The 13,723-nt window shown below is 61.8% G+C and carries 15 protein-coding genes; 8 read left to right on the forward strand and 7 right to left on the reverse strand.

The features are described 5' to 3' along the window. The first annotated feature begins 13 nt into the window (after window positions 1–13). Window positions 14–529 carry a GNAT family N-acetyltransferase gene (locus tag AC3B5Q_RS23040; RefSeq protein WP_028697873.1) on the forward strand — a complete coding sequence of 172 codons (516 nt, stop codon included), beginning with the start codon at window positions 14–16 and terminating at the stop codon, window positions 527–529. Window positions 530–587: 58 nt separating this feature from the next. Here AC3B5Q_RS23040 and AC3B5Q_RS23045 read toward each other — a convergent pair whose 3' ends face one another. Next, complete coding sequence (locus AC3B5Q_RS23045) at window positions 588–893, reverse strand: chaperone modulator CbpM (protein ID WP_021784432.1); 306 nt, start codon at window positions 891–893, stop codon at window positions 588–590. Window positions 894–895: 2 nt separating this feature from the next. Beyond that, on the reverse strand, window positions 896–1,855 hold the full coding sequence (gene cbpA, locus AC3B5Q_RS23050) for a curved DNA-binding protein (protein ID WP_019437188.1): 960 nt from the start codon (window positions 1,853–1,855) through the stop codon (window positions 896–898). Window positions 1,856–2,019: 164 nt separating this feature from the next. On the opposite strand from cbpA, the gene AC3B5Q_RS23055 reads away from it, so the two are divergent. Continuing rightward, complete coding sequence (locus AC3B5Q_RS23055) at window positions 2,020–3,291, forward strand: Hsp70 family protein (RefSeq protein WP_021784433.1); 1,272 nt, start codon at window positions 2,020–2,022, stop codon at window positions 3,289–3,291. A gap of 52 nt (window positions 3,292–3,343) precedes the next feature. Here the strand turns inward: AC3B5Q_RS23055 and AC3B5Q_RS23060 are convergent, their stop codons facing one another. The 3 genes from AC3B5Q_RS23060 to AC3B5Q_RS23070 form a co-directional block, all read right to left on the reverse strand. Next, on the reverse strand, window positions 3,344–4,351 hold the full coding sequence (locus tag AC3B5Q_RS23060) for an AI-2E family transporter (RefSeq protein WP_021784434.1): 1,008 nt from the start codon (window positions 4,349–4,351) through the stop codon (window positions 3,344–3,346). Window positions 4,352–4,420: 69 nt separating this feature from the next. Next, window positions 4,421–4,708 (reverse strand): PsiF family protein, encoded by a 288-nt coding sequence (locus AC3B5Q_RS23065; protein WP_101196730.1) that lies wholly within the window; start codon window positions 4,706–4,708, stop codon window positions 4,421–4,423. A gap of 834 nt (window positions 4,709–5,542) precedes the next feature. After that, a complete protein-coding gene (locus AC3B5Q_RS23070) occupies window positions 5,543–6,433 on the reverse strand; it encodes an esterase/lipase family protein (protein WP_021784435.1) in 891 nt (296 codons plus the stop codon). Between the two features lie 124 nt (window positions 6,434–6,557). Here AC3B5Q_RS23070 and osmE point away from each other — a divergent pair, with 124 nt between their 5' ends. Further along, a complete protein-coding gene (osmE, locus tag AC3B5Q_RS23075; RefSeq protein WP_021784436.1) occupies window positions 6,558–6,899 on the forward strand; it encodes an osmotically-inducible lipoprotein OsmE in 342 nt (113 codons plus the stop codon). 42 nt (window positions 6,900–6,941) lie between these two features. Continuing rightward, window positions 6,942–7,472, forward strand: a complete 531-nt coding sequence (locus AC3B5Q_RS23080) for a ferritin-like domain-containing protein (protein WP_020192925.1) — start codon at window positions 6,942–6,944, stop codon at window positions 7,470–7,472. A 37-nt stretch (window positions 7,473–7,509) separates the two neighbouring features. Here AC3B5Q_RS23080 and AC3B5Q_RS23085 read toward each other — a convergent pair whose 3' ends face one another. Beyond that, on the reverse strand, window positions 7,510–9,576 hold the full coding sequence (locus AC3B5Q_RS23085) for an AsmA family protein (protein WP_021784437.1): 2,067 nt from the start codon (window positions 9,574–9,576) through the stop codon (window positions 7,510–7,512). Between the two features lie 340 nt (window positions 9,577–9,916). Between AC3B5Q_RS23085 and AC3B5Q_RS23090 the strand changes: the two genes are divergently transcribed. From AC3B5Q_RS23090 to AC3B5Q_RS23105, 4 genes are all read left to right on the forward strand, one after another. Continuing rightward, window positions 9,917–10,459, forward strand: a complete 543-nt coding sequence (locus AC3B5Q_RS23090) for a phage infection protein (RefSeq protein WP_103463101.1) — start codon at window positions 9,917–9,919, stop codon at window positions 10,457–10,459. 122 nt (window positions 10,460–10,581) lie between these two features. After that, window positions 10,582–11,217, forward strand: coding sequence for a TetR family transcriptional regulator (locus AC3B5Q_RS23095; protein ID WP_021784439.1), 636 nt, complete (start codon window positions 10,582–10,584; stop codon window positions 11,215–11,217). A gap of 51 nt (window positions 11,218–11,268) precedes the next feature. Next, window positions 11,269–12,369 (forward strand): AGE family epimerase/isomerase, encoded by a 1,101-nt coding sequence (locus AC3B5Q_RS23100; protein ID WP_028697880.1) that lies wholly within the window; start codon window positions 11,269–11,271, stop codon window positions 12,367–12,369. A 105-nt stretch (window positions 12,370–12,474) separates the two neighbouring features. Then, window positions 12,475–12,723, forward strand: a complete 249-nt coding sequence (locus tag AC3B5Q_RS23105; protein WP_021784441.1) for a hypothetical protein — start codon at window positions 12,475–12,477, stop codon at window positions 12,721–12,723. Between the two features lie 49 nt (window positions 12,724–12,772). Here AC3B5Q_RS23105 and AC3B5Q_RS23110 read toward each other — a convergent pair whose 3' ends face one another. Continuing rightward, window positions 12,773–13,537 carry an SDR family oxidoreductase gene (locus tag AC3B5Q_RS23110; RefSeq protein WP_275966529.1) on the reverse strand — a complete coding sequence of 255 codons (765 nt, stop codon included), beginning with the start codon at window positions 13,535–13,537 and terminating at the stop codon, window positions 12,773–12,775. Window positions 13,538–13,723 lie beyond the last annotated feature (186 nt).

Raw genomic sequence — 13,723 nt, forward strand, 5'->3', positions numbered from 1 at the left:
GCGAGACGCTGTCATGAGCTACGAAATCCGCGATGCCCTGCCCATCGATGTGCCAGGCATACTCGACATCTACAACGACGCGGTGCTCAACACCACGGCGATCTGGAACGAAAACCCGGTAGACCTCGGCAACCGCCAGGCCTGGTTTGAAGCGCGGGCGCAGCAGGGCTACCCGATTTTGGTAGCAACAGATGAGACGGGCGTACTGGGGTATGCCTCGTTCGGCGACTGGCGGCCGTTCGAGGGCTTTCGCCTGACCGTTGAGCACTCGGTGTACGTCCGCAGTGACCAGCGTGGCAAAGGGCTCGGGCCGGTGTTGATGGCGGCACTGGTCGAGCGCGCGCGCGGGTGTGGCAAGCATGTGATGGTGGCAGCGATCGAGCGTGGCAATGCAGCGTCGGTGCGCCTGCATGAGCGACTGGGCTTCGTGGTGACCGGACAGATGCCGCAGGTGGGGGTGAAGTTTGGCCGCTGGCTGGATCTGACCTTCATGCAGCTGGTGCTGAACCCGGGCGCCGAACCGGCCTGAAATGCGGTCCATTGTGGGAGCGGCCTTGTGTCGCCCCCACAGATGTCGGCAAGGGAGCCTACATCTGGATAAACCGGCCCAGCCGCTGCTTCAGCATGCTGTTCTCACTGCGCAACTGCTGCACTTCCTGCAACAGTTCCAGCGCCAGCGCCACCCCTTCCCACTCCAGTTCCAGCTCCTGGTGCAGCTTCACCGCTCGTTTGGCCACCAGCGGCGCCTGATCGTCAAACAGCCAGTCCTCCGGCGTTCGCCCGGAAGGTTCGACAATGCCGTGCTCGACAATTTCGATCACGCATTCAGCCGTGACATCGGCTTCCTGACACAGGGTACGCATGTCCAGTTGAACGATCAGGGTGCTGCTCATGATCACTTACTCCATTGTGTCCTCGGGTTGAACGCAGCTTTCTCGGAAAGCTTGGTCCAGAGTTCGCGGGCAGATTCGTCCGACGCGGGTGGCATCACCACTTTGAGCTGCGCATAAAGGTTGCCGCGCTCTCCCTGCTTGTTCGCCAGGCCCTTGCCCGGTACACGCAGGCGCTGGCCGCTCTGGCTGTCAGGGCGGATGGTCAGGTTGATCTTGCCATCCAGGGTCGGAACCGCCACCTTGGCGCCCAGGGCCGCCTCCCACGGTGCCAACGGCACAGTGATGATCAGGTCATGACCTTCGACATCGAACAGCGGGTGGGGTGCCATGCGGATGGTCAGGAACAGGTCACCGTTGGCCCCACCACCGCTGCCCGGCGCGCCCTGGCCCTTGAGGCGGATGCGCTCGCCGTCGGTCACCCCGGCCGGAATCCTCACGTTCAAGGTCTTGGTGGTGAAGCCGGTGCGCTGGCCCATGGCATTGGTTTGCGGCACCTGGAAGCTGATCTGCTTGGACTCCTTGCTCAGGGTCTCTTCAAGGAATACTGCCAGTTCAAGCTCCACGTCCTGCCCCCGCCTGCCGGCACTGCGTTGCTGCTGCCGGGCGCCACCGAAGGGATTGCCACCAGCACTGCGCCCACCGAAGATCGAGCTGAAGAAGTCGGAGAAGTCGCCGCCTTCGAAGCCGCCGCCACCGCCACGATTTTCCCAACCCGGTGGTGCCTGGAACGGCCGGCCATGCTGGCCGCCGTACTTGCGAATTTCGTCGAACTCGGCACGTTTCTGCGCGTCGCCCAGCACCTCATAGGCCTCGTTGGCCTCCTTGAATTTTTCTTCGGCGTCGCGCTCCTTGCTGACATCGGGGTGATACTTGCGCGCCAGTTTGCGGTAAGCGGCCTTGATCGCCTTGTCGTCCGCAGTGGGCTCTACGCCGAGTATCTTGTAATAGTCTTTGAAGTCCATTTATGGATCACCAATGTGAATGTGCATGTTGCAACTGAAGATAGGGGTCAAGCATAGCCTTTCAAGACCGACTTGGGTTTGTCTCAAGGCAGACGACTGGTCTTGATTCTGTAGCCAACTGGCATACACTGCGCGGCCGTTTTGCCTCCGGAAGCCCATTTCCCATGTCTGACGTATCCCCGGCCCGCGCCCTGGGCATCGACTTTGGCACCTCCAACTCCACGGTCGGCTGGCACCGGCCTGGCGTCGAGTCGCTGATTGCCCTGGAAGACGGCAAGATCACCTTGCCCTCGGTGGTGTTCTTCAATATCGAAGAGCGGCGCCCGGTGTATGGCCGCCTGGCGCTGCACGAGTACCTGGAAGGCTACGAAGGCCGCCTGATGCGCTCGCTGAAAAGCCTGCTGGGCTCGAAGCTGATCAAGCACGACACCAGCGTGCTGGGCAGCGCCTTGCCGTTCAAGGACCTGCTGGGCATGTTCATCGGCGAGCTCAAGAAGCGCGCTGAAGCAGCCGCTGGCCGTGAATTCGACCAGGTGGTGCTGGGCCGCCCGGTGTTCTTCGTCGACGAAGACCCGGCTGCCGACCAGGAGGCCGAAGACACCTTGGCCGAGGTGGCGCGCAAAATCGGCTTCAAGGACGTGTCGTTCCAGTACGAGCCGATTGCCGCGGCCTTCGACTATGAGTCGAGCATCAGCCGCGAAGAGCTGGTGCTGATCGTCGACATCGGCGGTGGTACCTCGGACTTCACCCTGATCCGCCTGTCGCCCGAGCGCCACCTGGTCGCCGAGCGCCAAAGTGACATCCTCGCCACCGGCGGTGTGCACATTGGCGGTACCGACTTCGACAAGCAACTGAGCCTTCAGGGCGTGATGCCGTTGTTTGGCTACGGCAGCCGCATGAAGAGCGGTGCGCTGATGCCGACCAGCTACCACCTCAACCTGGCCACCTGGCACACCATCAACGCCTTGTACTCGCAGAAATCGCAGTTGGCGCTGGGCAGCATGCGCTATGACATCGAGGACAGCTTCGGCATCGATCGCCTGTTCAAATTGATCGAGCAACGCGCCGGGCACTGGCTGGCGATGGAAGTGGAAGCCAGCAAGATCGAACTGACCGAGCGCGACAGCCGCCACATCGACCTGCGCCGCGTCGAGCCCGAACTGACTGCGGAACTGACCCGCGCACTGTTCGAAGAGGCGATCGAAGGCCTGCTGGAGCGCGTGCGCGGCAGCGTCACCGAACTGCTGGCCAAGGCCGGGGTAAGCGAAGGCCAGGTCGATACGGTGTTCTTCACGGGTGGCTCCAGCGGCATTCCAGCGCTGCGCAACAGTGTTTCGGCGATGCTGCCGAATGCGCGGCATGTAGAAGGCAACATCTTTGGCAGCATTGGTAGCGGGCTGGCTATCGAGGCGCGCAAGCGTTACGGCGCTGCCTGATTTGTTTGTTTAGCCTGTACCAGCGAACACGCCGGTACAGGCCAATACATGATCAAACCAGCTCCGCCCGCTTCAGCTCACTCTTCAGATAGGCATAGTAGATGGGCCCCGCCACGACACCGGGTAGCCCGAACGCCGCCTCGAATACCAGCATCGCCAGCAGCAATTCCCATGCCTTGGCACTGATCTGCCCACCCACGATCCGCGCGTTGAGGAAGTACTCGACCTTGTGGATAACGACCAGGTAACCCAGCGCAGCCGCCGCCACCCAGATCGACAGCGACAGGCCGACGATGGTGATCAAGGTATTGGACATCAGGTTGCCGATCACCGGCAGCAGGCCCAGCAGGAAGGTCAGCACGATCAGCGTCTTGGTCAACGGCAGGTGCACGTCGAACAGTGGCATCACCACGGCCAAGAAAATGCCGGTGAAGATCGTGTTGAGCATCGAGATCTTGATCTGCGCGAACACGATGTTGCGAAACGCCTTCACCAGCAGGCTAAGACGCTCGAACAGCGCCGCCGCCAGGGGCTTGCGCCGGGAAATATCGGGAATGCGCTGCAAAGCGATGATAGCGCCGAGGATCATGCCAATCAGCATCGTCACGAACATGTGCGCCATGCCCTTGCCCACCAGCTGCAAATCGCTCAGGTGGCTCTTGATCCAGTCGCCGATGGCCACCTTGAACTCTGCGGCACTGGCAGGCAGGTAGCCTTCGATGAAGGGGGGCAACTGGCTGCGGGCTCGCTCGACCAAGGACATGAACTTGTCCAGCGAAGCACCGGGGTTTTCCGCCTCGTGCAACAGGAAGCTGAATGCACCGGCAATCAGCAGTGTCAGGGTGCTGACCACCAAAGTGCCGAGCAGCGCCACGGCCAGCCAACGCGCGCGTTGACCAGCAAGCAGCGGCTGCAGGCGCGGGGTCAGCATGTTGACCAGTTCGAACACCAGCAAACCGGCCAGCAGGCTGGGCAGCAACTTCAGGGGCAAAGTCAGCAGCAACCCGGCCATGACGATGATCAGGCTGGCCAGGGTGATCTGACGGGGAGTAAAGGTCATACAGCCTCGACGGCAGACAGCGGGAATGCCGCAGTCTGCCAGCCTTGGCGGCGCAGGCATAGGCGCAGGTCATTTCTTCTTCAGGCAATCGCTCATGAAGGCCTTGCGCTCGTCCCCCTTCAGGGCTTTGGTGGTAGCGTCAGCATTGCAGGTCTTCATTTTCTCTTGCTGGGTTTGTGGCGCATCCTTTTTCAGGCAGGTGCTCATGAACGCTTTGCGTTCATCGCCCTTGAGGGCCTTGGCGGTGGCGTCGGCGTTGCAGGTTTTCATTTTCTCCTGCTGCGCGGTATTGGCAGCGAAACCTTGGGCACTGAACAACACCGCCAGCGCCAGTAACGGGATTTGCAGCACTTTCATGGAGTGGTCTCCTTGGCTCCGCGCCCGATGCACGGGGGTCGAGCTGAGTGTAGCCAAGAATGTTCAACGCCCCCCCGCGCCTGGCGAGGTGCGGGCAAGAGATGCCTGACGTGAGTTCTGAGGTGGTGCATAGAGCGAGCGCCGCCCGCGCGGCGCATCGCGAGCTGCGCTCGCTCCTACGTTTGTTTCGGGCCAATTATTCCTGGGGGGAGTTGCGCGCGCCCGCCTTTGCGCATGCCGCGATATCGCGTCGTACAAACAAGGCGGTCGCGCGCGCCTGTCACAGGCATAACTGGCCCGAAACAAACGTAGGAGCGAGCGCAGCTCGCGATGCGCCGCGCGGGCGGCGCTCGGTCTCCCAGGCGACGCACCTCTACCGCCATACCCTCAAGGCCACACCGGCTGGCATGACGTTGCGCAATGGCCGGGTGTGTTTGCCGTGGGTTTTAGGGGGGGGCAGAAATCGAGCGCCGCCCGCGCGGCGCATCGCGAGCTGCGCTCGCTCCTACGTTTGTTTCGGGCCAGTAACGCCTGTGGCAGACGCGCGCGACCGCCTTGTTTGTACGGCGCGATATCGAGCCATGCGCCAAGGCGTTCGCGCGCAAATCCCCCAGAAATAACTGGCCCGAAACAAACGTAGGAGCGAGCGCAGCTCGCGATGCGCCGCGCGGGCGGCGCTCGACCTTACAGGTGCATCTGCTGTAACGGCGAACGCCTCCAAAAACTGCTTTTCGAGACCTGCTAAATGAATTACCTATTCCCCTTACCGCCATCCTCTCCTGGGCCGGAAGCACCGTGCTCACCAAGATGTCGGTTAGCGCCAAGGCGCTTGAGCTAAAGCCCCGCCGCCTTGAGCCGGGCGGCATGTTCGGTGAACAGCCGCACCGGCTCGGCGCCTTTGCCCACGGCACCGAGTGACTGGTTGACGATGTCCAGGTGATCGAGCGGGTAATCGTCGCCGATCACTTGCCCCAGGTGCGAACTGAAACGCCCGACCATGCCGTCGCAATGGCCCTTTTCCTTGATAAAGCTGCGTGCGAAGAGGCGGCAGAAGCGGCTGCTGCCGTCGAAGCGGTTGCGCCCCTGATCTGTCAGGCCCGGTTGCAGGGTGCCGGACCAGGAGTAATAGCGTACGCCATTGACCTCATAAGCCCCTTCCCCACCCCAGGTTTGCGGCAGGCCCTGTGGATAAGCCTGGTTGAACAGTGCCACCCCGGCGCTGGTCAGCGACTGGTGCGAGGCGTGCACATCTACCGGCAGCGGCTCACGACGCCAGCCGGTTTCCAGCCACACCAGCAGCACGGCAAACCCATGCAGCACAGCCTTGAGGATGCGCCCCTGGGGTGAATTGCCCGGTGCCGTGCGTTCCAGGTGGTCGGCCAGCTCAGAACCATGGTTGGGCCCCGCCACCGACGTGACCGATGCCACCCGCCCCGGCCGTTTGGCCGCTGCGTAACGCGCGCTCAGGGCGCCCTGGCTGTGGCCGATGAGGTTGACCTTGTCGACGCCAGTACGTTGGCAGATGTCGTCAATGATCGCCAGCAACTGCTCGCCACGTACCTCGCTGGAATGCAGCGGCGAAACCTGCACCGGAAACACCTGCGCCCCGCCCTTGCGCAGGGCCGGCACAATACCGAACCAGTAGGGGTAGAGCACCATCCGGACAAACCCGAGCATGCCCGGCACCAGCACCAGCGGGTATCGCGTGGCCAAATCCTGCTGCATTGACGCAGCCCCTTTTGCGTGGATGACAGGCCAACACTACAGCGGCCATCATGACCATCGCAATCGAACTCCCGGCGCGCGTTGTGGTTCAAAACCACACAGACCCTTTGCAAGGAGCGGGAAAATGTACAAGCAGACCCTGGCAATCCTTCTGGCAAGCGCCACCCTGACCGCCTGCGGCAGCCGCCCGGAAAACCCGGTGGATTACGTCACCTACCGCGACGAGCCGCTGGTCAAGCAGGTGGAGAACGGTATGACCATGCAGAAGGTCATCGCCATTGGCGGCAGCCCGTCGAACGTGATCGACCTGCCGCACGGGGGCACCTGCAACAACTACATCCTCAACCGTGATGGCAATCAGCAGCCCTACTACGTGCGCTTCGATGCCACCGGCCATGTCGATGCCAAAGGCTTCAAGACCTGCAAACAACGCCAAGAGGACAGCGACGCCCTGCATGGCGCGTAAGCCTGCGCTCCAACCTGACCCTGACCCCTGCTGGAGATAACCATGAGCAATGTTGAATTGACCGATGTGAAAACCCTGCGCGAGCGTGCACGCCAGCATGTGGAGCAAGGCGCAGTGACCGAGGGTTACCACGCCGACCGTGAGCAGATCCTGCGCCTGCTTAATGAATCGCTGGCCACCGAGCTGGTCTGTGTGCTGCGCTACAAACGCCACTACTTCATGGCCAGCGGCATAAAAGCGAGTGTGGCTGCCGAGGAATTTCTGGAACATGCCAACCAGGAAGCCGAACATGCCGACAAGTTGGCCGAGCGCATTGTGCAACTTGGCGGAGAGCCGGACTTCAACCCCGACAACCTGACCAAGAACTCGCATGCCCAGTACGTGGCCGGCAATTCGCTGAAAGAGATGGTGCTGGAAGACTTGGTGGCAGAGCGGATCGCCATAGACAGCTACCGGGAAATCATTCAGTACATCGGGGATAAGGACCCGACTACCCGTCGCATATTCGAAGACATCCTGGCGCAGGAAGAAGAGCACGCGGACGATATGTCCGACCTGCTGCAAGGCCTTTGATTTCCGACACCCTTCTGGGGCCGCTTTGCGGCCCCTGCTATTTCTGCGCCTTTACCGTTGCCGGCGCCTTGCCTGCCTTCATCTGCTGCAACAACGGTGTGCACTGGTTCGGGTCATCCCCGCTGCTGGGCGCAATCAGCGCCAGCAACCCCGCCGCCGGCCCGGCAACAACACCCAGCGCAACCATCCCTGCGCCGCGCAACGCCAGCGGCAGTGCCTGCACACCGGCGCTCGGTTTGACAAACGGTCCGCGCACATACAGCGGTGAACGTAGCGAGAACAACCGCAGCCCTTTCGATTCCGGGGTGATGTTCAAATCCAGTTGCTCGGAAGCGAAATTTGCCGTGCCGTTGATGTAGATGATCGCGTTCTCGGTATCGAAGATGAACAGTCGCGTAGTCGCCAGTCCATCCTTGATGCCAACATCAGCAGCCGCACAGTTGATCTTCACGTCCTCATCACCAAACAACTTGCCGACCACATAGTTGCCCACATTCAACCCGGCAATTTCCATCAAGCTGCGGCTGATGGCGCCATCGTTGATCAGCATGCGCAGGTCGCCATTGGCTGTACCCAGCAAGGCGGCTACCGAGTTGCCACGGCCGCTGATGTCGGCGTCACCATTGAGCTCACCAAAACTGGTCTGCATAGGCGCAAAGGTGGGGAACAGCTGCTTGAGCTTGAAGCCCCGCGCAGTCAACTTCGCACGCCCCTGCAAGGGCACGCTGCGCCCGTCCAGGCGGATGTTGGAGGCCAGACTGCCGCCAGCCACGCCAAAGCGCAGGGGCTCCAGACGCAACAGGCCGTCTTCGAGAACCACATGGGCCGACAGGTCATTGAACGGCAGCTGCGCGCTGTGCACGATGCGCTTGCCAGCAAAAGTGACGTCAGCGTCCATCGTGCGCCAGCGCTCGGTGCGAAACGCCTCCACTGGCAGCACCTTACCTGCAGGCTGCTTGCTGGCACCGCCGCGGGCCTTCTGTTCGGCATTGGAGTCGGCGCCGATCAGCGGCGCCAGGTCCTTGAACAGCAACTGGTTCGATACCAGGTTACCGGACAGTCTGGGCCGTGGCTGACTGGCAACGAAGGCCAGGTCCCCGTGGATATCGCTGTCGCCGATCTTGCCGTTGAAGCCCTGGTAATTGAACGTCGCCCCTGCCGCCGCATGCAGGTTGGCGCTGAGGCGACCGTCGGTGGAATAGGCCGGGGTGTCAGGCAAGGTGACCCCGGTCAAGGGGTAGAGGTTACCCAGGCTGGCACCCGACAAACGCAGGCGCAGGTCGAGGGCGCCAAGATTACGCGGGTCGGTGAGGGTGCCGGCGAGGACCACATGGGTGTCGGCGATGCGCACGTCGGCCTGCAGCGGGAACGGCTGGCTGGCGTCCTGCAGGGCCAGCAGGCCACCGATCTTGCCGGTGCCGGACACTGGCTGGCCTTTATAGCGGCCCTGGGCCTTGAGGCCGAAGGCATAGTCCTGCGCACCACCGACCTTCTCGGCACTGGCCTTGCCGACAATCTCACTGAACGGGATTGGTTTGCCAAGCGGGTCGATCTGCAGCTTCATGCTGGTTTTCAGGGTCTGGTCGTCGAAGCTGACGTTGCCCTGATCGAAGCCGATGGCGCCGATGTCCAGCTGCCATTTGGAAGGTTCAGCGTTTTCATCCTTGGGGCCGAAGTCGAAGACCCAGTTGGCACGGCCATCGGCCAGGCGAGTGAGGCTGGCAGTGGGCTTGGTGAGGTTGATGCGGGGTATGCTGATCTGCTGGAACACCAGCGGCAGCGGCGCCAGGCGAAACTCCACGCGCTCAAGGCCGACCATCTTCGGCTCCTTGAGCCACTCGGGGTTGCCCAGCGTCAGGTCTTCGGCAATGAAGTGCGGCCAAGGCACCCAGGCACGCCAACCGCCCTCTTCGGGTTCGGTACGCCAGTGCACGGCGAGGTTGCCGTTGATCGCGAAGGGCCGATGCAAGGCTTCGGAGACCTTCTCGTTGAGCAATGGCTTGACGCGGTTCCAGTCGAAGGTGGCAATCACTACCACCAGGATCGCCAGCACGGTGAGCAGGCTGGCGAGGGTCCAGACGAGGATTCTGGCGGGACGCGTCATTGCGTAATTCTCCTTGCGGCATGACAGAAAACAGGCGCAGCGATGGCCTCAATAACTCCGACTGATGAAAACCCGCGAGGTTTTATCGATGGCGCCATGATAGCGAAGTTTTTCCTGGCCTTTTGCTCAGGAATCTGTCGCGCCACGGCGCACATGTTACCTACCATCAACAGGGTCAGGGGATTGTCATTACGCCTGCAAGGCTTGGAATAGAGGCCTTTCCAACCTCTATCAATATGGTCGATTGTTACCATTACCCATATGAACTTCTCTCTGGCGTTACGCGGCGTAGCATTGGCTCCGTACCCACTTTCCAGCCCCCGAGAGGAGCACCGAAATCATGAAACGCCATCTGCTGACCCTGACCCTGTCCCTTCTGGCCGCCAACGCTTTCGCCCTGCCAGCGTCCGAGCAACACCTGACGTCCGAAGCGCGCTCCAGCGCTGCCGAAATTGCCCAGCCGCTGAAAGCCGTAGCTGAAGGTGGTTCTGATCGCCTGATCGAACGCACTGGCCGTGTCGCCGAAGGTGGCTCGGATCGCCTGATCGAACAAGCTGGCCGTGTCGCTGAAGGTGGCTCGGATCGCCTGATCGAACAAAGTGGCCGTGTTGCTGAAGGTGGCTCGGATCGCCTGATCGAACAAGCTGGCCGTGTCGCCGAAGGTGGCTCGGATCGCCTGATCGAACAAAGTGGCCGAGTTGCTGAAGGTGGCTCGGATCGCCTGATCGAACAAGCTGGCCGTGTCGCTGAAGGTGGCTCGGACCGCCTGATCGAACAAAGTGGCCGAGTTGCTGAAGGTGGCTCGGATCGCCTGATCGAACAAGCTGGCCGTGTCGCTGAGGGTGGCTCGGATCGCCTGGTTGAACTCAGCCGTGTGAGCTGATCGCCATGGCCGAAAAGAACAACTTATGTCAAAACGCTTGCTCCCCTCCAGGCCCGGTCCATTGACCGGGCTTTGTTTTTTTATCTAGAGTGCCCAGCCTGACCGTTACAGAAGCCCGCACCATGCTGCCGCGCGCCGAACAGAAGCTACAGACCCGCCAGGCCCTGCTCGATGCCGCCTGCCTGCTCATGGAGAGTGGCCGTGGTTTCGGCAGTATCAGCCTGCGCGAGGTGGCGAAAACAGCCGGCATCGTGCCGACCGGCTTCTACCGGCATTTCTCCGACATGGACGCCCTGGGCCTGGCCCTTGTCGCCGAAATCGACACCACCTTCCGCCAGACCATCCGCCTGGTGCGCCAGAACGAGTTCGAACTGGGCGGCATCACCGACGCTTCGGTGCGCATCTTTCTCGATGTGGTAGCCGCCCACCACGCGCAGTTCCTGTTCCTGGCCCGCGAGCAGTACGGCGGTTCACAGGCCGTGCGCCAGGCCATTGCCCGCCTGCGCCAGGATATCAGCGACGACCTTGCCACCGACCTTGCGCGGATGAAGCGATGGCAACACCTGGACAGCGCTGCGCTGGCGGTGATGGCCGACCTGGTGGTCAAGACCGTATTCGCCACCCTGCCCGAGCTTATCGACAACCCGGAAGCGGGTTATCCACAGGTCCTGACGCCGCAGGAAAAGATCACCCAGCAATTGCGCTTCATCTTTGTCGGGGCACGGCATTGGCAGGGACTCGGCAACCCAGGCTACTGAAACCCCACTTCTGCTACCATGGCGCCCTGCCCGACAGCGACGAGCGCCTAAATGTCCGACCCCCGCCCCACCCTGCCCGAACTGGCCCGCTTCAACCAGCACTTCGCCGAACGTATCGTGCCGCTGTGGCAAGGCCCGGGCTGGAACGCCGACATGGCCCTGCCCTACGAAGCGCTGGACGCCCAGCACCATCCGTTGCCGGTGCAGCGCTACCGCGCCATGGCATGTGCGCGCCAGCTTTACCTGTTCAGCAGCCGTATCGGGCAGCCGGGAGCCGCCGAGCGTGCCGCAGCCCTGTTTCGCTCGCTGCAAAAGCACTTCCACGACGCCGAGCACGGTGGCTGGTTCTACAGCATCGACGCCCACGGCAAGCCGCTGGACCGGCGCAAGGACCTGTATACCCACGCCTTCATCGTGTTCGCCTGCGCGCACTACTGGGGCAAAGTGCGCGAAAGCCTGGTGGAGTCCAGTTTGAATGCCGCGCTGGACATCATCGACCAGCAGTTTGCCCGTGACGATGGCCTGTACGAAGCCTGCCTGGGCGAAGACTGGGCCGACCTCGGCACTGGCCCGCTGCAAAACCCACAGATGCACCTGGCCGAAGCGTTCCTGCAGGTACTGGCTGTGCGTGGCGACGAACATGTCCGCCAGTCACTGCTGCAATTGTGTCAGGCGCTGGAGACGCATTTCATTGACCCGGTCCATGGCCTGATGCTGGAAAAGCCACGCGGGGCTGTGGATAACTGGTTCGAGCCGGGGCACCAGTTCGAGTGGTTCTATCTGTTGCATACCTCCCCGCTGCTGCGTGAGACGCCGCTGCATGCCTCAATTGACCGGGCTTTCGGCTTTGCCGAGCAATGCGGGGTGAAGGATGCGGCGGTACTGGCCATGCTGAAGGCGGATGGCCGGGTGCTTGATGCCTCCCAGCGTATCTGGGCGCAGGCCGAGTACCTGCGGGCGCTTACATTGCGTGAAGGTAGCGAAGCAAAGCTAGCTGGGCAGTTAGGCGCGCTTTCAGCGCGGTTCCTGCGTGACGCGGGCTGGTATGAGTGCCGAGGTGGTGACGGCGCGGTGAGCAGGGATGACATGCCGTCGACCACGCCTTATCACTTGGCTACCTGCCTGGAAGGACTGAATCAGGCGAACACCTGACTGTCCATACAACGAACCTGTCAGGGGTGAGCGCTTCCCTCTGCCGGAAGCATCTCCCCACGCCTATGTTGGTGCTCCTTTCTCGAACGTTCAGGAGTTACCAAAATGGAAGCAGAAGCCTTCAAGGCATTTGTCGAAGAGCAGATCAACCGAGCGGCACAGAAGATTATCGATCACGGCCACCGCTATGACGAGCACTCTCATGGCAAACTCAGCTACCTGCTAAGCCTGCGCCGTGTCATCAACTGCGAAGCAACGGCTGAGGACATGGGCCGCCATGACGCCATCAACGATGTCCTTCAAGCGTTAGGCATCATCCCTGAAGACAGAACCGGCTTTAGCTTTATCAACTGAGCGATGCGGTTGTTTCGCGAACCGGGTCTTTCCGGTTCGCGGCTTGTGCCTAGCCTTTTGATCGGTCGATCGAAAACCCTGCCCAATCCTGGCTCACCGGCATCAGTTCCAGGCTGTTGATGTTGATGTGCGCCGGCTGGTTGAGGATCCAGAAGATGGTCTCGGCAATATCCTGTGGCTGGATCGGCTCCGCACCCGCGTAGGTAGCATCGTACTTGGCCTGGTCACCCCCGAAACGCACCAGCGAGAACTCGCTCTCGCACAGGCCCGGCTCGATGTTGCTCACACGCACGCCGGTACCGCGCAGGTCGCAACGCAGGCTCAGCGAGAACTGGCCGACGAAGGCCTTGGTGCCGCCATACACGTTGCTGCCCGGGTACGGATAGTTGCCCGCCACCGACCCGACGTTCAGGATCGACGCGCCGCGGCCATGGGCGATGAGCCGTGGCAGCAGCAGGCGAGTGGTGTACATCAGGCCCTTGATGTTGGTGTCGACCATGGTTTCCCAGTCGTCCAGGCTGCAGTTCTGTGCAGCATCCACACCCAGCGCCAGGCCGGCGTTGTTGACCAGACCGCGAATCTTTTCAAAGCCGGCCGGCAGATTGGCAATAGCCTGCTCCATGGCCTTGCGGTCACGCACGTCCAGCACCAGGCCATGCACTTCGGTCGTGGCCGACAGTTCAGCGCACAAGGCATCCAGGCGCTCTTTGCGGCGCCCAGTGAGTACCAGCTTCCAGCCGGCTTCGGCGAAGCGGCGGGCGGTGGCCTCGCCGAAACCGGAAGTCGCGCCAGTGATGAATACGGTGGACGTCATGCTCTGTTCCTCGCGGTAGGTTCATGCCAGCTTTGCAGCATGCCCGCGCACAGCGCTGGCAGCAAGCCGCTCAGGGGCTGTTCATTTTTTGTTCATATTCGTCAAACCCTTGCGACAGAGGGCTCGCCGCCAGGTATGCGCATGTTATCCACAGGGCTTTCCCCACGGATTGGGGGCAACTTGTCC

It is taken from the genome of Pseudomonas sp. D5(2026), from assembly GCF_057766845.1.